The 17,651-nt window shown below is 59.1% G+C and carries 18 protein-coding genes; 9 read left to right on the top strand and 9 right to left on the bottom strand.

All coding sequences use genetic code 11. From position 1 onward, the window contains the following. Positions 1-36: 36 nt before the first annotated feature. The 8 genes from pnp to rbfA form a co-directional block, all read right to left on the bottom strand. On the bottom strand, positions 37-2,172 hold the full coding sequence (pnp, locus tag ACVBAU_RS00545; RefSeq protein WP_138924872.1) for a polyribonucleotide nucleotidyltransferase: 2,136 nt from the start codon (positions 2,170-2,172) through the stop codon (positions 37-39). A gap of 217 nt (positions 2,173-2,389) precedes the next feature. Beyond that, a complete protein-coding gene (locus ACVBAU_RS00540) occupies positions 2,390-2,722 on the bottom strand; it encodes a GNAT family N-acetyltransferase (RefSeq protein WP_448327276.1) in 333 nt (110 codons plus the stop codon). Between the two features lie 236 nt (positions 2,723-2,958). Then, positions 2,959-3,228 carry a 30S ribosomal protein S15 gene (gene rpsO / locus ACVBAU_RS00535; RefSeq protein WP_093731948.1) on the bottom strand — a complete coding sequence of 90 codons (270 nt, stop codon included), beginning with the start codon at positions 3,226-3,228 and terminating at the stop codon, positions 2,959-2,961. Positions 3,229-3,432: 204 nt separating this feature from the next. Then, the gene (locus ACVBAU_RS00530) at positions 3,433-4,386 is read right to left on the bottom strand and encodes a calcium-binding protein (protein ID WP_448327273.1); all 954 of its coding nucleotides are present in this window, start codon (positions 4,384-4,386) and stop codon (positions 3,433-3,435) included. A gap of 108 nt (positions 4,387-4,494) precedes the next feature. Then, positions 4,495-5,004 carry a DUF1643 domain-containing protein gene (locus ACVBAU_RS00525; RefSeq protein ID WP_448327271.1) on the bottom strand — a complete coding sequence of 170 codons (510 nt, stop codon included), beginning with the start codon at positions 5,002-5,004 and terminating at the stop codon, positions 4,495-4,497. Beyond that, on the bottom strand, positions 5,001-5,918 hold the full coding sequence (truB, locus tag ACVBAU_RS00520) for a tRNA pseudouridine(55) synthase TruB (protein ID WP_448327269.1): 918 nt from the start codon (positions 5,916-5,918) through the stop codon (positions 5,001-5,003). The genes ACVBAU_RS00525 and truB overlap by 4 nt, the downstream gene beginning before the upstream one ends. Positions 5,919-6,035: 117 nt before the next feature. Beyond that, positions 6,036-6,782, bottom strand: a complete 747-nt coding sequence (locus ACVBAU_RS00515) for a phosphodiester glycosidase family protein (RefSeq protein WP_448327267.1) — start codon at positions 6,780-6,782, stop codon at positions 6,036-6,038. Next, positions 6,779-7,198 carry a 30S ribosome-binding factor RbfA gene (gene rbfA / locus ACVBAU_RS00510; protein WP_138924878.1) on the bottom strand — a complete coding sequence of 140 codons (420 nt, stop codon included), beginning with the start codon at positions 7,196-7,198 and terminating at the stop codon, positions 6,779-6,781. Before rbfA ends, ACVBAU_RS00515 begins: the two co-directional genes overlap by 4 nt. Positions 7,199-7,277: 79 nt before the next feature. Between rbfA and dapB the strand changes: the two genes are divergently transcribed. Beyond that, positions 7,278-8,093 carry a 4-hydroxy-tetrahydrodipicolinate reductase gene (gene dapB / locus ACVBAU_RS00505; protein ID WP_138924879.1) on the top strand — a complete coding sequence of 272 codons (816 nt, stop codon included), beginning with the start codon at positions 7,278-7,280 and terminating at the stop codon, positions 8,091-8,093. A gap of 90 nt (positions 8,094-8,183) precedes the next feature. Beyond that, positions 8,184-8,540, top strand: a complete 357-nt coding sequence (locus ACVBAU_RS00500; RefSeq protein WP_138924880.1) for a dihydrodipicolinate reductase — start codon at positions 8,184-8,186, stop codon at positions 8,538-8,540. 72 nt (positions 8,541-8,612) lie between these two features. Here the strand turns inward: ACVBAU_RS00500 and ACVBAU_RS00495 are convergent, their stop codons facing one another. Further along, on the bottom strand, positions 8,613-8,891 hold the full coding sequence (locus ACVBAU_RS00495; protein WP_093734096.1) for a DUF1674 domain-containing protein: 279 nt from the start codon (positions 8,889-8,891) through the stop codon (positions 8,613-8,615). Positions 8,892-8,981: 90 nt separating this feature from the next. On the opposite strand from ACVBAU_RS00495, the gene ACVBAU_RS00490 reads away from it, so the two are divergent. The 7 genes from ACVBAU_RS00490 (at position 8,982) to ACVBAU_RS00460 (ending at position 17,581) form a co-directional block, all read left to right on the top strand. Beyond that, the gene (locus ACVBAU_RS00490) at positions 8,982-10,253 is read left to right on the top strand and encodes an RsmB/NOP family class I SAM-dependent RNA methyltransferase (RefSeq protein WP_138924881.1); all 1,272 of its coding nucleotides are present in this window, start codon (positions 8,982-8,984) and stop codon (positions 10,251-10,253) included. Positions 10,254-10,376: 123 nt separating this feature from the next. Then, positions 10,377-12,125 carry a heparinase II/III family protein gene (locus ACVBAU_RS00485; protein ID WP_138924882.1) on the top strand — a complete coding sequence of 583 codons (1,749 nt, stop codon included), beginning with the start codon at positions 10,377-10,379 and terminating at the stop codon, positions 12,123-12,125. Positions 12,126-12,142: 17 nt separating this feature from the next. Next, on the top strand, positions 12,143-13,729 hold the full coding sequence (gene purH, locus ACVBAU_RS00480; protein WP_448327263.1) for a bifunctional phosphoribosylaminoimidazolecarboxamide formyltransferase/IMP cyclohydrolase: 1,587 nt from the start codon (positions 12,143-12,145) through the stop codon (positions 13,727-13,729). An 18-nt stretch (positions 13,730-13,747) separates the two neighbouring features. Then, positions 13,748-14,257, top strand: coding sequence for a signal peptidase II (lspA, locus tag ACVBAU_RS00475; protein ID WP_138924884.1), 510 nt, complete (start codon positions 13,748-13,750; stop codon positions 14,255-14,257). A gap of 62 nt (positions 14,258-14,319) precedes the next feature. After that, positions 14,320-14,823, top strand: coding sequence for a DUF3035 domain-containing protein (locus tag ACVBAU_RS00470; RefSeq protein ID WP_448327260.1), 504 nt, complete (start codon positions 14,320-14,322; stop codon positions 14,821-14,823). Positions 14,824-14,915: 92 nt separating this feature from the next. Next, positions 14,916-16,259: a M16 family metallopeptidase gene (locus tag ACVBAU_RS00465; protein WP_448327258.1), complete on the top strand. Its 1,344-nt coding sequence runs from the start codon at positions 14,916-14,918 to the stop codon at positions 16,257-16,259. Next, on the top strand, positions 16,256-17,581 hold the full coding sequence (locus tag ACVBAU_RS00460; RefSeq protein ID WP_448327256.1) for a M16 family metallopeptidase: 1,326 nt from the start codon (positions 16,256-16,258) through the stop codon (positions 17,579-17,581). The genes ACVBAU_RS00465 and ACVBAU_RS00460 overlap by 4 nt, the downstream gene beginning before the upstream one ends. Positions 17,582-17,651 lie beyond the last annotated feature (70 nt).

Raw genomic sequence — 17,651 nt, 5'->3', positions numbered from 1 at the left:
TGCCGGGGCTTTCTGTATTCAGAGCGAGGAGGAAGATTACTCTTCGCTGCCTTCTTCTTTCTTGATCTCTTCGCCGGTTTCCTGATCGACAACTTTCATCGACAGGCGCACTTTGCCGCGATCGTCAAAGCCAAGCAGCTTTACTTTCACTTCCTGACCTTCCTTCAGAACATCCGAAGGGTGGTTCAGGCGGCGGTTTTCGATCTGGGATACGTGGACCAGACCGTCGCGCTTGCCAAAGAAGTTCACGAACGCACCGAAATCAACGATCTTGACGACGGTACCGGTGTAAACCGCACCTTCTTCAGGCTCGGCCACGATGGACCAGATCATGTCGTAGGCTTTCTTGATCGAGTCGCCGTTTGGCGATGCGATTTTGATGATGCCTTCGTCATTGATGTCGACTTTCGCGCCGGACACTTCAACGATCTCGCGGATCACTTTACCGCCGGACCCGATAACTTCACGGATCTTGTCGGTTGGGATCTGCATCGTTTCAATGCGTGGTGCGTGAACCGAGAATTCACCCGCGCCAGAGATAGCTTTGTTCATCTCACCAAGGATGTGAACGCGGCCAACCTTGGCTTGTGCCAGAGCTTTCTCCATGATCTCGGGCGTGATGCCTGCGATCTTGATGTCCATCTGCAGCGACGTGATCCCTGCTTCGGTACCGGCAACCTTAAAGTCCATGTCGCCCAGGTGGTCTTCGTCACCCAAGATGTCGGACAGGATCGCATAGGAGCCGTCGTCTTCGAGGATCAAGCCCATTGCAACACCCGCAACGGGCGCTTTCAGGGGTACACCCGCGTCCATCATGGACAAGGAGCCACCGCAAACCGACGCCATCGAGCTGGAGCCGTTCGATTCAGTGATCTCGGACACAACGCGGATGGTGTAGGGGAAGTCGGTGGAGGCAGGCAGAACCGCCTGCAACGCGCGCCAAGCCAACTTGCCGTGACCGATTTCGCGACGACCAGGGCCGGAAACGCGGCCAACTTCGCCAACCGAGTAGGGCGGGAAGTTATAGTGCAGCATGAAGTTGGATTTGAAGTTGCCGTGCAGCGCGTCGATGAACTGTTCGTCGTCGCCGGTGCCCAAAGTGGTCACAACCAGGCCCTGCGTTTCGCCACGTGTAAACAGCGACGACCCGTGGGTGCGGGGCAGGATGCCGGTTTCAGCCACGATATCGCGGATCTCGTCGGTCTTGCGACCGTCGATACGCGTACCGGTTTTAACAACGTCACCGCGCAGGATGGACGCTTCAAGACCTTTCAACGCGGAACCAAGGTTCGCATCGTCTTTTTGCTCGTCGGTCAGGGCTGCTTTGATTGTCTCGCGGGCGGCGGCAACAGCGGCTGTGCGTTCTTGCTTGTCTGCGATTGCAAACGCGGCGCGCATGGCTTCTTCGCCAGCGGATTTGACAGCTGCGGACAGATCCGAGTAGTCAACCGGCTGGAAGTCAAACGGCTCTTTCGCGGTGTCTTCGGCCAGATCGATGATCAGGTCGATAACCGGTTGGATCTGCTCGTGCGCGAATTTCACCGCACCCAGCATTTCTTCTTCCGACAGCTCGTAGGCTTCGGATTCAACCATCATCACCGCGTCTTTGGTGCCAGCGACAACCAGATCAAGACGTTGGTCAGGGTTCAAGCGCAGGTCCTGCATGTCGTCGACAGTTGGGTTCAGAACGTAATCGCCACCTTCAAAACCAACGCGGCAGGCAGCAATCGGACCACGGAACGGCGCGCCGGAAATGGTCAGCGCGGCCGAGGCGGCGATCATCGCGACCATATCGGGATCGTTAACCAGGTCGTGCGACAGAACGGTACACATCACCAGAACTTCGTTTTTGAAGCCGGGAACGAACAGCGGGCGGATCGGACGGTCGATCAAACGGGCTGTCAGGGTTTCTTTCTCGGTGGGGCGGGCCTCACGCTTGAAGAAGCCACCCGGTACTTTACCGGCGGCATAGTATTTCTCTTGGTAGTGCACGGTCAGCGGAAAGAAGTCCTGACCGGGTTTTTGCTGGCGTGCAAAGGTGACGTTCGCCATGACGCTGGTTTCGCCCAGTGTCGCGATCACCGAACCGTCTGCTTGACGGGCCACTTTGCCAGTTTCCAGTGTCAGCGTTTCTTCGCCCCACTGCATGGATTTTTTCGTTACATTAAACATCTACGTTTCCTGTTTCGGCCCGGATCGGGCCATTTGCGTAGAGGGCATATTCCCCCTGACTCCGGTATCTTCTTTGTCGGGCGCTGGAGTCCGGGCGCCGGCTTTCAGATTGTGCGGCCATACAGCAGTTTCGATGCGATGGGAAGGGAAGCGTTGCCCGTGTGACATGGGGCTTTCACGCGTCCTGCGCAGGCTCGGGCAGAGGACGCTGACGAGGTCAGTCAGGCAAGCTCTTGAACATCTTGTAGTTTTGCAAGGTGACCTTGCCTTTGATCACCGTGTTAGGTGCGTCGACGGTCCAGCCCATGCGAATGAAAAACGGTTTTGCTTGTTCGCTGGCAAAGGTCCGCAGCCGCGGCGCGCCCAAAACACGGGCGCGGATTTGAACGGCATGGTACATTGATCGGCCGACGCCTGTTCTCGTGTGGTCTGGATGCACAAAGGCAAGATCAATCAGCCCGCTGGCATCAATGGTCATGAAGCCGATCATCCCGCCACCGCTCTCGGCGGCGACACCTGAAACGCCATCAAAACGCTTTTCCCAAGCCACTGGTGCAGGTGCTTTTCCGGCTCAGGCTTCTCGCTGCGCGGCAGAATATACATCAGCTGTGCCCCGGTGCACCGCAGCAAAGAAAAGCAAGGCGGCCTCATTGGTATCTATGGGGGTCAGGTCGCGCAGGTGGATCGGCATGGGGGGGGGCTTTTACGAACATAAAGATATGAAATGAAAAAACCGCACCCTGTTGTCAGGGTGCGGTTCTAATCTTAGCGGTACTGCAGCGCGGGTTAGCGGCGCAGGCCCAAACGTTTGATCAGGTCCTGATAACGCGCGTCATCTTTACCTTTGACATAGTCCAGCAGCTTGCGGCGTGTCGCAACCATTTTCAAAAGGCCACGGCGACCGTGGTTGTCTTTCTTGTGGGTTTTGAAGTGCTCGGTCAGCGTTGCGATGCGCGAGGACAGAATGGCAACCTGTACTTCGGGCGAACCGGTGTCGCCTTCTGTGGTGCCGAATTCCTTCATGACGCGTGCTTTTTCTTCTGGCGTAATCGACATCGGGGTCTCCTTTTTGAAAGGTTAAAGTGATGGCTCAGGCCGGGATGTCGTCCAGCACAGGCCCATGGAGTATCCCCCGCTGACAGGAATCAACGGGCGATGGGGGCGTATAGGAAAGTTTAGCCCGCTTGGCAAAGCATTATTGTCCGGTCGAGGTGTAACCCGCATGGGGTAAGGGCGGGCAGGGGCGTGCAATTTTAATTTTCATCCGCGCGTCAGTCCCGCAGCCAAGGCCGAGCTGAGCGGAATAAGCGATAGGTCGCCGGGCATCAGAAGCTGTTCCGATTGCACCATCGCCACGACCGTCCCGTCCATCGAAATCAGGTGAGAGTGTAAATCATTCGGGTCCGGTTCTATCAAAACACTCGGCGCTATTGCGGTTGCATCGCTGTCGTCCCAGACCAGCAACAGGCTGTCATCTACGATGTCGAAAGCACGAATGTCGACGATGCCGTCGGGGCTGACCCAATCACCGAGGATCACGTCATCGCGCCCGTCACCCGGGGTCACCGTGTCGTTGGATCCAGCAAGGATCACATCATCACCCCCACCGCCATTCAGATAATCACCTTCGTCGGTATCGCTGATGCGCGCGTCTTGCGGGTCTTGGTCAACGATACCGTTGATCGTATCGTTCCCCCACCCGCCAAATAGCGCATCCCCCCCGCGCCCACCTGTCAGCACATCGTCGCCAAGCCCGCCCATCAAGGCGTCGGCACCACTGTTGCCATACAACCAGTCCTGCCCGGCAGAGCCATTCAGCGTATCTTGGCCCGCCCCACCTTGCAGCACATCATCATCATTGTGGCCGGTAAGCCTATCCGCGGCTTCGGCACCTGCCAAGACATCGTCGCCGTCATTCCCGTGTAGGTCATCATCCCCCGAACCGCCGATCACTGTGTCGTCACCGCCGTCCCCAAAGACAGTGTCATCGCCGCCCGCCGCATGCACAAAATCGTCGCCGTCATAGGCCGCGACATGATCGCTGCTGGCTGAGCCGGTGATCAGGTCATCCTCAGGTGTGCCAGAGATCAGTTGGAACGTAGGGGTATCTTCATCGAGACCAGAGTCTTCTTCTTCCTCCTCCTCGACACTGATGTCGATAAAGGCGGCGGCCCCCACGGTGATCAACCCCATTAACCCAGCAAGAAATAGCATTTGAAAACCCGACTTTATTGCCCGCAAAAATGGCAGGCGTACTCATGAAGAAACCCCGGTACCCCAGGGTCGCGTCACAAGCATAGACGCAATAAAGTTAAGTCGACGCTAAGACTTCCACACAATCGGCACCTGAGAATAGCGGATATACAAAGGATGCTTCGGGTGCCCGTCCTTTGACAGGCCCAGATGGTACACGGGCCTATCGCAGCGCGAGAGCTGCTCCTGCACTTCAGGCCCCCGCCCAAGATGCGCCCCGTGGGTGCCCCAAGCTGCAATTACCTGATCGGCCCACAGGATGCCTTCTTTTAGAATCAGGTCGTTATCCCCTCCAATGGGGTCTTTAGCCTGGCGCATCAGCTTTGGGCTGGTCTCGCGCCAAGCAAAAATGTTGGTGACGCGAAAGCCCCCGAACCCCAAGGCGCGCGCGCGCCGCTCGCAACGCTCGACCGTAGGATCATTCTCAATTTCTGTCGCTTTTGACGGATTTAGCATCACAAACAGCACCCGCTCCGCATCGGGATTCCACACGCGGGTCAGGCTGTAGCGGTAGTTTTCGCAATCCGAGTAAACAGCCGTCGAGGGTGCATCACCCTTGGTATGGCTGCGTGTGATCACGCAGGGTTTGGTTGATTGAACACGCGCGACGGATGAAGCGCTCCGGCTTTGAACCGCCCAACGGCAATCGCGCGGCCCTCGAACGATGCCCAGACCTCGTCGCCGTATTCGACATTGTGGGCAATCACCATGCCGGGGTTCCCGTTGCGCAGACGTGTGGCCCCCTCGGCCGTGGCTTTGACCTCGGGCAGATCCTGCAGCCCCTGTTCTAGCGGCAACAGATGTGCGTCCAAGGCGTCAGTGCGGGCAATTTCCTCGATTTGCGCCAGGGTCAGCCCCTCGGACGCCTCAAACGGGCCCGACCAGATGCGACGCAATTCGCGCACGTGCCCCAGACATCCCAAAGTCTGCCCCAGATCGCGCGCGATAGAACGGACATAACCGCCCTTGCCGCACACCATCTCAAGCGTCACGTGATCAGCGTCGGGACGGTCCAGCAGCAACAGTTGCTCGACAAAAAGCGGGCGGGCTGCCAGTTCCATGGTTTCGCCTTCGCGCGCCAGTTTATAGGCCCGCTGGCCGTCGATCTTTACGGCAGAAAACTGCGGCGGCACCTGCTGGATATCTCCGATGAACTTGCCCAAGGCGTTCTTGATGGCATCATCGTCAGGGCGCAGTTCCGAGGTCGCGATCACTTCGCCCTCTGCGTCATCGGTATTCGTCGCAATGCCAAGACGCACTGTGAACTCATAGGCTTTCAGCGCATCAGTGATGAAGGGTACGGTCTTGGTTGCCTCGCCGAGCGCGATCGCCAAAACGCCGGTCGCCTCGGGGTCGAGCGTCCCCGCATGGCCCGCTTTGTTTGCGTTCAACGCCCAACGGACCTTGTTCACCACGGTGGTAGAGGTCGGTCCGGCAGGCTTGTCCACCACCAACCACCCCGAAATATCCCGTCCCTTGCGCCTGCGACCCATATCAAATGCCCTTAATTGATTTACCGGCCTCCTATCAAAGGTCCGGCGAGATTGCCCAGAGACTCTGGCTTCCAAATGGTGAAAAATCCTCGCCGACGGCAAGAAAACTCTTATGCGCTACGGTGCGTCCGGTTTCACGACGCCGATAATGGGCCCAAGCGGGCTGAAACCTAGATCATTGCGTCCCAGATCGGGGGCGCGCAGTCTCGAGATATTGCCATCGAAATACAGGGCATTCGGCAGTTTCAAATGATCGCGAAACAGCAGCGCAAAGTTGTAGAAATTCACCGTCTCGTTAGAAATGGCAAAGACCGCTCGTTTGCCGTCGGCGCTGGTGCCAGCCCCATTACGAATATAGCGCGACGTCCCGTCTTTCAGAAAACGCGGGTGCAGCTTGCCGTCGATCACCAGCATCGGCCCTGACTGGGTGGCGCTGCGGCAATCGGGGGCCTTTCGCACAAACGCTTTGGTCTCGATCACATCGGCCCGACCATCGCGCAGACACAGCACACCATTGGGCAACAAACCAAAATTGCCGGGGCCGTCGCTGCTGATGACCTTTTGGTACTCTTTGCCGTTCTCAAGGTAATACCCCACCGGCGCACGGTCATCGTGATACATGCCAGCGTTCATCGCAAAGCCCAATTGTTGGCCCTGCTTTTTCAACGCGGTGTTGAGAGTGTTGAAATACCCGTGCGGTTTGCCATCGGGGTCATACAGGAACAGCTCAAGCCGGTCCTGCGTCAGGTCGACGTCGCATATGGTGTAGCCGGTGCCGTTAAAGGTCAGCGTTTCACATGTTTCCGCATGGACGGGCGCAGCGGCCCAGCCCATGAAACCAAGCGCTGCCCAGAACCGTTTCACGTGTCATCCGATCCGCGGTCCGGGGCGTCGGCGTCGCGGCGCACCACGTCCTGCGCGAGCATCCTGCGCGTTTCGTCCATCCGGTCGAACGTCTCGTCCAGCTGGAACCGCAAGTCGGGCGCAAATTTCAACGCCAGCTTTTTGGACATCATGCGCCGCAGTTCGCCTTTGTTGCGGGCCAACAGCTTTAGCACGTCCTCCTGCCCGTTACCGCCCAGAGGCAGCACATAGGCCGTCGCGATCTTTAGATCGGGAGAGGCACGTACTTCGCCTACGGTGATCGACATCCGGTTCAGCTCGGGATCGTGGACATCACCACGCGCCAAAACATCCGATAAGGCGCGACGAATGGTTTCGCCTACGCGAAGCTGCCGTTGCGACGGGCCTGAGCCCTCATGAAACTTGTTTTTTGCCATGCGCTTCATCTAAGGGTTCGCTGAGGTTTTGCCAAGCAGATCACCACGCGCTAAACCGGAACCGAATAAGGAGCATAACATGAGCGACACACCCGGCATAGTGATTACAGGGGCTTCGGGCCGTATGGGCCAGATGTTGATCGGGCAGGTTTTTGCCAGCGACCGGGTGCATCTTGCAGGCGCGGTTGAACGGGTAGGGCATGCGTGGATCGGTCAGGACATCGGTGTGGCCATGGGCGGCGCAGCAGTAGGCGTGATCGTTACCGACGATCCCGCAGCGGCGATGAGGGACGCGCAGGCGGTTATTGATTTCACCGCACCCGAAGCGACCCTCGCCTTTGCGAAGATCGCTGCGGCAGCCGGTGTCGTCCATGTTATAGGCACCACGGGGATGTCCGATGCGCAGATCAACGGTCTGGATGCGCCTTCGAAACAGACAGTTATCGTGCGGGCTGGTAACATGAGCCTGGGCGTCAACCTGTTGACCCAGTTGACCAAACGGGTCGCGGCCGCACTGGACGCAGACTTTGATATCGAGGTGATCGAGGCGCATCACAACCAGAAAGTCGACGCGCCTTCGGGCACGGCGCTGATGCTGGGCGAGGCGGCTGCCGAAGGGCGCGGTGTTGCGCTGGCAGATGTTTCTGATCGCGGGCGCGACGGTATCACCGGTGCACGCAAGCGCGGCAATATTGGTTTTACGGCGATCCGTGGCGGTGACATCGTCGGCGAGCATGACGTGATGTTTGCTGCCGCAGGGGAGCGAATCATCTTGCGCCACATCGCCTCTGATCGCGCAGTTTTTGCGCGCGGTGCTATCAAAGCCGCACTCTGGGGGCAGGGAAAACCTGCCGGCGCTTATGATATGCTGGACGTTTTGGGGCTGAATGACTGAACGCCGACGCCGCCCTGTCCTTTAACTGCGGTGAAACTATCTTAACCTTTGCCCCGTATGTTCGTGTGAACAATCTGGTTGGAGGGTGTGATGAGAAAACTGACGTTACTGACGTGCGCGGCATTTCTGGCGCTGATCGGCCCTGCTTGGGCGGAGTATCAGAAACTGGACAGCCAACGCGACTTTGTCTCGGTGGTGGAGGGTAAGACATTGACCCGCCCCCTGGTCGAATTGCGCGTTTCTGAAGGCGGCGGTATTTCGGGCACGGGTGCCGTTTGGGACGTGTCAGGAAAATGGGTCTGGAAGGGTGGATATTTCTGCCGCAGTCTAACCTGGGGCGATGATGACCTTGGCTATAATTGTCAGGAAGTCGCTGTAAATGGTGGAAAAATCCGTTTCACCTCGGACAAGGGTGCAGGTCAGTCGGCGGTATTCTCGCTGCGGTGATCCGTCGGTTTCTCGGCAGATTACGCTGCGCTTGACCCTGTGCACTATCCAATTTTCTGATGCGCGACGACTTTAGAAATCGACCGCGATCCCCTTCTTTTCCCAATCACCGTAGCGGACCGGTTCTGGCCCGTCGCGGCCACCAAGCTCCGTCGGAAGGTCCAGCGCCTGTGCTGCCTTCCGGCGTTCTGCGGCCTCCGCCAGCGCGCGTTGCGCGGCGGCGGGAAGCTCTTGGTTTACCATAGGCATCGGATCGGGCGTGGGTTGCGGCGGAATATCCGGCCCGGGCTCCGGCATGGGGGTCGGATCATGGGGTGGGCTTGGCATGGGTCGTTTGACGGCTTCGGTCATTCTCTCATCCTCTTGAGGCCACTGTCACCTTGATATACGCCGGAACCAAGCCCAGACAACCCGGGCACCCTAAAGAAGAAAGCGTATCGCATGTCAGACACCGGCGTTCAGGCCCGCAGAAGTGCGGTGTACCTTTTGGATATGATCCTGGGGGAAGAACGTTTGATGTCAGAACTTCTTGCGGCGGGTGTGCTGGACAAGCTGCCCCCCGATGATCGTGCGCGGGCCCAGCGACTAGCCACTGATACCTTGCGTGGGATGGAACGGGCGGATCGCCTGCTTCAGAAACACCTCTCGAAATATCCGCCGCTGACCGTGCGCAATGCGTTGCGGGTCGGCACGATCGAGCTTTGTCAGGGCGGTGCGGCGCATGGCGTGGTGAATGCGATGGTTGAACTGGTCGCGACGCATAAAAAACTGGGTCACCTCAAGGGGCTGACCAACGCAGTGCTGCGCAAGATTGCCGCCGAAGGGCCTGAAGCCTGGGCGGCCTTGCGCTCTCCGCGTTTGCCCAAGTGGCTGCGTGGCCCGCTTGCCGAGGCGTGGGGGCCCGAGGCAATAACCGGCATCGAAGCCGCGCATTTCGCAGGTGCACCGCTTGATTTGACCGCCAAACGCGACCCCGCCGCACTGGCAGAGGCCGTGGGCGGTGTCGTTCTGCCAACCGGCTCGGTGCGCGTTGTGGATGCAGGGCAGGTGACAACCATGCCCGGTTTCGCCGAAGGTGATTGGTGGGTTCAGGATGCGGCTGCCGCATTGCCGGTCAAAATTCTTGCGCCGCAAAAGGGCGAGGCCGTTTTGGATCTTTGCGCCGCGCCGGGTGGCAAGACCATGCAGCTTGCTGCTGCGGGTGCACAGGTCACGGCCGTTGACAGCTCGAAGCAACGGATGCAGCGGGTCAAGGAAAACCTCGCGCGGGTACACCTGCCGGCCAAATCGGTTGTCGTGGATGCGCGGCGTTTCGAGGGGATGTTCGATGCGATTTTGCTGGATGCGCCCTGCTCTGCGACGGGCACGATCCGTCGGCACCCTGATCTGCCCCATGCCAAAGATGGTTCGGAATTCGGCGACCTGATCGAACTGCAATCGGAATTGATCGACCATGCCTGGTCGCTGCTAAACCCTGGCGGTCGCTTGGTTTTCTGTACTTGCTCGCTGCTGCCCGATGAGGGCGAGGTACAGGTCGACGAGGCGTTAGAGCGTCACGCTGACATGCGTGTGGACCCCGATGCCTTGGCCGTGCCCGGCGTAGATTCGGCTTGGACCACAGAAGAGGGCGGGCTGCGCTTGCGTCCAGATTACTGGCCTGATTTGGGTGGTATGGACGGGTTCTACATCGTCTGCCTGCGCAAGGACGCTTAAACTTCCCCGAATGTGCGGGCGGATTTTCGTCGCCCGCGACAGGGCCTGTCAAAATGCGGTGACTCAGGTGGCAACAGCGGCTACCATCCGCGAAACGCCAGCAGAGCGTACAAGGGCAGCCGCATGACAAGTAACAGCTTCAATGCGCGAAAAACGCGTTTTTTAAATCAGTGGCACGCCCGTGCCGCGACCAAGACGCGTACCAAAGCCACGGGATTCGTATCCTCGCCCGAACCCCGCACGATCGGGTCATTCGCACGCGGGCGGCAGCTAATCGCGGGCAACCTTTTGTTTTCAGGCAGCCTGATCGAAGCGCCGGACGCCTCGAGCCTGTGGGAAGTCGCCACGCCGGATCAGGATTTTGCCCGTGATCTGCACGGCTTTGCCTGGATGGATGATCTGGCTGCGGTCGGCGACGTGCGCGCCCGCGCCACCGCGCAACGTTGGCTTTGGGGGTGGATCGATCACTACGGCAAGGGGCGGGGCATCGGTTGGACGCCTGATTTGACCGGTCGCCGGCTGATCCGCTGGATCAACCATGCGCTGTTTGTCTTGCGTGGCACGTCTCAGGACCAAAGCGATGTTTTCTACCGTTCGCTGGTGGAACAGGCAGATTTCTTGTCGCGCCGTTGGCACGCTGCCGCACCCGGCCTGCCGCGGTTCGAGGCGCTGACAGGGCTGATTTACGCAGGGTTATCGCTCGAAGGGCAAGAGGCGCGTGCCGATCCTGCAATCAAGGCGCTGGCTCGCGAGTGCGAGGCGCAGATCGATGCGCAGGGCGGTTTGCCCACCCGTAACCCCGAAGAACTATTGCACGCTTTCACCCTTTTGACGTGGGCCGCCGCCGCGCTTAGCGATGCAGGGCGCGGCACGCCGGCTGCGCATATGGAAGCGATCGAACGCATCGCCCCGACGTTGCGGACGCTGCGCCATGCAGACGGTGGCTTGGCGCGGTTCCATGGCGGCGGTCGCGGAGCCGAAGGATGGCTCGATCATGCCTTGGCAACGGCCAAAATCAAAACACGGCAGCCGGACGGGTTGTCGATGGGCTATGCGCGTTTGTCAGCAGGGCGCACCAGCGTGATTGTTGACGCCAGCCCGCCTCCGGGTGGGGCGGCGTCGTTCAATGCGCACGCCTCTACGCTTGCGTTTGAACTGACCAGCGGGCGTCGTCCCTTGGTCGTGAACTGCGGACCAGGTGATTCATTTGGTGCCGATTGGCGCCGGGCGGGGCGCGCGACGCCGTCGCATTCGGGCTTGTCGCTGGGGGGATATTCCAGCGCGCGCTTGGCAGAGCCGGACCGGTACACAAGCGCCGAGGCCCTTATTGAATGCCCGACTTATGTGCCCGTGGAAATTGGGTCGGTCGGGGATGGTACCCAGTTTCAGGGCGGGCATAACGGATATGTCGCGGGCTTTGGTCTGACCCATGCGCGCAGTCTTGAACTGGCCCATGACGGTCGCGGTCTCGCAGGCGAGGATATGCTGCTGGCCATAGAGGACGCCGAAAAGCGCGCCTTTGACCGCGAAATGGACGCGGTGAAACTGGGCGGTATCCCGTTCGAGATTCGTTTTCACTTGCACCCCGATGTGGATGCCACTGTTGATCTGGGCGGGGCGGCAATCTCTATGGCGCAGAAAAGCGGTGAAATCTGGGTCTTCCGCCACGACGGGACCCATAAACTGTCTTTGGAACCAAGTGTTTACCTCGAGCGCAACCGCCTTAAGCCCCGTGCGTCCGTGCAGATTCTACTCAGCGGGCGGGTCGTTGACTATGCCAGCAGGGTCAGGTGGTCCTTGTCCAAAGCGCAGGAAACTGCGATTGGCGTGCGAGATTTATCGCTCGACGATCCATATGATGACCAAGATTGACCAAAGGAACCTCCCTGATGCCTGATCTCTACCCCGTCTCCCGCGCGCTTCTTTCCGTATCTGACAAGACCGGTCTGGTCGAACTGGGGCAGGCGCTCGCGGCGCATGGGGTCGAATTGCTGAGCACCGGCGGCACGGCCAAGGCGCTGCGCGACGCAGGTCTGACGGTCAAGGACGTATCCGAGGTTACCGGATTTCCCGAGATGATGGACGGACGAGTCAAAACACTTCACCCCGTTGTCCACGGCGGCTTGCTGGCGCTGCGGGACAATGACGAACATGTCGCAGCGATGGACAAACATGACATTGGCGCGATCGATCTGGTGGTCGTGAACCTTTATCCATTTGAAGAGACCGTCGCCAAGGGTGCCGGATATGACGAGGTGATCGAGAATATCGATATTGGTGGCCCCGCGATGATCCGCTCTGCCGCCAAGAACCATGGTTTTGTGAATGTGATCGTCGACGTTGAAGATTACGCGACAGTGATGACAGAGCTTACCGAGAATAACGGCCAGACCACCTATGCACTGCGTCAGCGTTTGGCGCAGACGGCCTATGCCCGCACAGCGGCGTATGACACCGCTGTCAGCACATGGATGGCTGCGCAGGTCGGGGGCACACCGCGTCGGCGCACTGTCGGCGGCACGCTGGCACAGACCCTTCGCTATGGTGAAAACCCCCACCAGCAAGCGGCGTTCTACACCGATGGGTCGGCCCGCCCCGGTGTTGCAACAGCCACCCAGCATCAGGGTAAAGAGCTGTCGTATAACAACATTAACGACACCGATGCGGCGTTCGAACTGGTCAGCGAATTTGATCCGGCCAACGGGCCTGCCTGTGCGATCATCAAGCACGCCAACCCCTGCGGCGTGGCGCAAGGCACATCAATGGTCGACGCCTATACCCGCGCGTTCGACTGCGACCGCACCAGCGCTTTTGGCGGAATTATCGCCTTGAACCAGACGCTTGACGCAGAAACCGCCGACGCAATCAGCGCGATTTTTACCGAGGTCGTGATCGCCCCGAACGCCACACCCGAAGCGATGGAGATCTTCGGCAAGAAAAAGAACCTGCGCTTGCTGACCACCAACGGTCTGGCCAATCCGGCACAGGCGGCGCTGTCGTTCCGTCAGGTATCGGGTGGCTATCTGGTGCAGGACAAAGACGTCGGTCGCATCACTATGGATGACCTGAAGGTCGTGACAAAGCGTCAGCCATCCGAACAGGAGCTGTCGGACTTGATGTTCGCTTGGACCGTCGCGAAGCACGTGAAATCCAACGCAATCATTTACGTTAAGGATGGCGCGACCGTGGGCGTCGGTGCCGGCCAGATGAGCCGCGTCGACAGCACACGTATCGCCGCACGCAAGGCACAGGACATGGCCGAAGCCATGGGCTTGCCTGCACCGTTGACCCAAGGCTCTGTTGTGGCGTCCGACGCGTTTTTCCCCTTTGCTGACGGGCTGATCACCGCCGCCGAAGCAGGGGCGACAGCCCTCATTCAGCCAGGTGGGTCCATGCGAGACGACGAAGTGATCGCAGCAGCGGACGAGGCCGGCCTTGCCATGGTCTTTACCGGCATGCGCCACTTCCGCCACTAACCACGGAAAGCGGTCGGTATGCGTATTATTTTCTGGGCCGGTTTCGCGGCGTTTTTGGCGGATCAACTGAGCAAGTACATTGTTGTGCACGCGATGGAGCTGAGCCGCATCCGGTCTATCGACGTATTGCCGCCGCTGATCAATTTTCGCTACGGCGAGAACCGCGGGATCAACTTTGGCCTTTTCGGTGACGGGTCCGACGCAAGTCGTTGGATCCTCATCGGGCTGGCCTGTGCCATCTGCGTGGGTGTGGTCGTCTGGGCCAACCGCCAAACCATGAGCCTTTGGGCCAATATCAGCGCAGGCATGCTGATCGGTGGCGCACTGGCAAATGTCGTTGACCGGTTGATCTATGGCTATGTACTTGATTTCTTGAACATGTCTTGCTGTGGGATCAATAATCCTTTCGTCTTTAACATCGCGGATATCTTCATTTTCGCGGGCGCGTTGGGGCTGATTTATTTCACGGGCGACCCCAAGAAACCGGCAAAAGCCACACCGAAAAAGGCCCCGAAAAAAGGCCAGTGACAATTACCGCGTGACTGCGATATTGGTACAAAGACCTTAACAAGTCCTTAAGGAGATCCGTCATGCGCTTTGTCGCCGCTCTTGTCTTGCTACCGCTTGCCCTTGGGGCCTGCGGCAACACTGGCCTGCGGGACATTCGCAGCTCTGCGAAAGGGCCTGACGAATTCATGATCCAGCCCGCCAAGTCGCTGCAGCAGCCTGACAGCTATGCCACGCTGCCCGTGCCGACGCCGGGGCAGGCGAACCTGACCGATCGTAATGCGATTGCCGAAGGGGTCTTGGCCTTTGGCGGCACCCCGCAAAGCAATGCCGAAGGCATTCCGGCGTCCGACGTGGCGCTGGTGCAACAGGCCAGCCGCATGGGTGTAACCAATAATATCCGTCAGGAACTGGCCGAAACCGACGCCGCCTTCCGCAAACGCAAGGCACGGTTCACGCAAATCAAGATTGTACCGACGGATCGCTACGATCAAGCCTATAAACGTCAGATTCTAGACGCCCCCCGCGAGGCCGCGCGTTGGCGTCGTGCCGGTGCGCGCACACCCTCTGCGCCTCCGGCAGAGTGACGCTGGCTGAATTACAATTCTGTTAGGTCCCTTGATCGCCCCGCGAGGTGGCGTAAGTAAGAGGTCTTAGGACCCTGCTCAAAGGACCGACCATGATCAGATTACCGGCCCTCGGGGCTTTATTCGCGCTTGCCTTGCCCACCACAGTGGCGCTGGCGCGAGACAACGAAGACGTCACACATTTCACGCTGAACAACGGGATGGAGGTCGTGGTCGTCGAAGACCACCGTGCCCCGTCCGTGCAGCAGATGGTGTGGTACCGCGCCGGTTCCGCGGATGAACCCAAAGGGTCTTCCGGCGTGGCGCACTTCCTCGAACACCTGTTGTTCAAGGCCACCGACAAGATGGAAGCCGGTGAATTTTCCGCCACGGTTGCCAAGAACGGCGGGCGCGACAATGCCTTTACCAGTTATGATTATACCGCCTATTTCCAACGGGTTGCCGCGGATCGGCTCGAATTGATGATGCAAATGGAATCGGACCGGATGAGAAACATCCGTCTGACGCCGGAAAACATCGCGACTGAACGCGACGTGATTATCGAAGAACGCAACCAGCGCACCGAGAATGACCCGAGCGCGCTATTCCGCGAACAGTTGAACGCGGCGCAGTACCTTAATCACCGCTACGGCACGCCGGTCATCGGCTGGATGCATGAAATGCGCGAGCTGGACCTGCAGGATGCGTTGGATTTCTATAAGCTCTACTATTCGCCCAACAATGCTATTCTCGTCGTCTCTGGCGATGTGGAACCTGACAATGTGCGACAGTTGGCTGAGCAATATTACGGTAAAATCCCCGCCAATCCCGAGCTGCCTGAACGTTTGCGCACCCAAGAACCGCCCCAAACCGCTGAACGCCGTCTGACTTTCCGCGATGACCGCGTCGCGCAGGAATACGTGAGCCGATCGTATCTTGCCCAGGAACGTGACCCCGGTGATCAACAAACCGCAGCGGCGCTCACGATATTGGCGGAGCTTTTGGGCGGCGGCACGACGTCCTATTTCTCCGAAAAGCTGCAGTTCGATACGTCAATAGCAACCTATTCTGCTGCATTCTACAGTGGCCAATCGCTGGATGATACGACCTTTAACATTGTCGTGGTCCCGCAGCCCGGCGTCTCCCTACAGGACGCCGAAGATGCAATGGACGCGGCCGTTGCCGGTTTCATGAAAGACGGTGTGGATGCCGAACAGCTTGAACGCATCAAGCAACAGGTCCGCGCCGAACAAATCTATGCGCGCGACAATGCCGATAGCGTCGCCAATCGCTATGGCAGCGCATTGGCGATCGGGCTGAGCGTGCAAGACGTGCAAGACTGGCCAGATGTGCTCGAGGCCGTGACAGCCGATGACATCATGCAGGCCGCCAAGGATGTGTTTAACCGCGAGGCTTCTGTCACAGGGTGGCTGATGCGCGAAGAGGTGACAGAATGAGACTATTTTACGCTGTAGTTCTGACGGTTTTAGCCGCTCTGCCCGCCCGCGCCGAGGTGGATATCCAAGAGGTCACATCCCCCGGTGGCATCACCGCTTGGCTGGTAGAGGAACATTCGATCCCCTTCGTGGCGCTTGACCTGCGGTTTCGCGGGGGCGCGTCGCTGGATGCGCCCGAAAAACGCGGTGCTACCAACCTGATGTCCGGCTTACTCGAAGAAGGGGCCGGTGACATGGATGCCCGCGATTTTGCGCGCGCCGCCGAAGGTCTCGCCAGCAGTTTCCGGTTCAGTGTGGATGATGACGCACTGGCAATTTCAACGCGCTTTCTGACCGAAAATCAGGACGCCTCTATCGCGCTGCTGAAACAGGCGGTGCAGTCCCCTCGTTTTGATCCCGACGCGATTGAACGTGTGCGCGGTCAGGTTCTGTCTGGCATCCGTTCCAGTGCCAAGGACCCCAACGATATCGCGCGCAAGAAGATGGATGAACTGCTCTATGGCGATCACCCCTACGGCTCGCCTCTCAGCGGGACGAAAGACACCGTGACCGCCCTGACCCGTGACGACCTGATCGCGGCGCATAAGGCGGTTCTGGCCCGCGACCGCATCTTCATTGGCGCGGTGGGGGATATTACGCCCGAAGCGCTTGGCCTGATGCTGGACGACCTGCTGGGAGATCTACCTAAGACCGGCGCGCCGCTGCCCCCTCGTGCCGAGGTGACCATCCCCTCGGGCACGACGGTCGTGGATTTCCCGACGCCGCAATCGGTCGCGCTCTTTGCGCAGAACGGTATCTCGCAGAAAGACGATGATTTCTTTGCTGCAACGGTACTGAACCAGGTTTTGGGCGGCGGGTCTTTTGAAAGCCGTCTCATGACCGAAGTCCGCGAGAAGCGCGGGCTGACCTATGGCGTGTATTCCTCCTTGGTTCCTATGGATCTGGCAGAGACGATCCAAGGCTCCGTCAGCTCGGCCAACGATCGGATCGGGCAGGCGATGGACGTGATCAAGGAGGAATGGACCAAGGCCGCAGCCGACGGTGTGACCCAGCAAGAGCTGGATGATGCCAAGACCTATATCACAGGTTCCTACCCGCTGCGCTTTGATGGCAACCAGACCATCGCCAGTATCCTTGTGGGGATGCAAATGATCGACCTGCCCATCGACTATATCGCCACCCGCAATGACAAGGTCGAAGCCGTGACGCTGGATGATGTGAAACGCGTTGCAGACGAGTTGCTTGATCCCGAAGGACTGGCCTTTGTCGTCGTCGGGCAACCCAAAGGGGTCGACGGCACCGCACCAGGTCAGAACGACTGACGGCTCCTTTAGCAAACCACACATACAAAAAAACGGGCGCTCCACAGCGCCCGTTTTTCGTTTCAGCAGG

The organism is Sulfitobacter sp. M13, from assembly GCF_053474885.1.
Note: the sequence above shows the minus strand (reverse complement) of the source record. Positions and strands in the feature narration are given on the sequence as shown.

What these genes read in the sequence shown, in the direction of transcription:
- pnp (WP_138924872.1), bottom strand. Translation starts at nt 2,172, where the DNA reads ATGTTTAATGTAACGAAAAAATCCATGCAGTGGGGCGAAGAAACGCTG.
- rpsO (WP_093731948.1), bottom strand. Translation starts at nt 3,228, where the DNA reads ATGTCGATTACGCCAGAAGAAAAAGCACGCGTCATGAAGGAATTCGGC.
- ACVBAU_RS00530 (WP_448327273.1), bottom strand. Translation starts at nt 4,386, where the DNA reads ATGCTATTTCTTGCTGGGTTAATGGGGTTGATCACCGTGGGGGCCGCC.
- truB (WP_448327269.1), bottom strand. Translation starts at nt 5,918, where the DNA reads ATGGGTCGCAGGCGCAAGGGACGGGATATTTCGGGGTGGTTGGTGGTG.
- rbfA (WP_138924878.1), bottom strand. Translation starts at nt 7,198, where the DNA reads ATGGCAAAAAACAAGTTTCATGAGGGCTCAGGCCCGTCGCAACGGCAG.
- dapB (WP_138924879.1), top strand. Translation starts at nt 7,278, where the DNA reads ATGAGCGACACACCCGGCATAGTGATTACAGGGGCTTCGGGCCGTATG.
- ACVBAU_RS00500 (WP_138924880.1), top strand. Translation starts at nt 8,184, where the DNA reads ATGAGAAAACTGACGTTACTGACGTGCGCGGCATTTCTGGCGCTGATC.
- ACVBAU_RS00495 (WP_093734096.1), bottom strand. Translation starts at nt 8,891, where the DNA reads ATGACCGAAGCCGTCAAACGACCCATGCCAAGCCCACCCCATGATCCG.
- ACVBAU_RS00490 (WP_138924881.1), top strand. Translation starts at nt 8,982, where the DNA reads ATGTCAGACACCGGCGTTCAGGCCCGCAGAAGTGCGGTGTACCTTTTG.
- ACVBAU_RS00485 (WP_138924882.1), top strand. Translation starts at nt 10,377, where the DNA reads ATGACAAGTAACAGCTTCAATGCGCGAAAAACGCGTTTTTTAAATCAG.
- purH (WP_448327263.1), top strand. Translation starts at nt 12,143, where the DNA reads ATGCCTGATCTCTACCCCGTCTCCCGCGCGCTTCTTTCCGTATCTGAC.
- lspA (WP_138924884.1), top strand. Translation starts at nt 13,748, where the DNA reads ATGCGTATTATTTTCTGGGCCGGTTTCGCGGCGTTTTTGGCGGATCAA.
- ACVBAU_RS00470 (WP_448327260.1), top strand. Translation starts at nt 14,320, where the DNA reads ATGCGCTTTGTCGCCGCTCTTGTCTTGCTACCGCTTGCCCTTGGGGCC.
- ACVBAU_RS00465 (WP_448327258.1), top strand. Translation starts at nt 14,916, where the DNA reads ATGATCAGATTACCGGCCCTCGGGGCTTTATTCGCGCTTGCCTTGCCC.
- ACVBAU_RS00460 (WP_448327256.1), top strand. Translation starts at nt 16,256, where the DNA reads ATGAGACTATTTTACGCTGTAGTTCTGACGGTTTTAGCCGCTCTGCCC.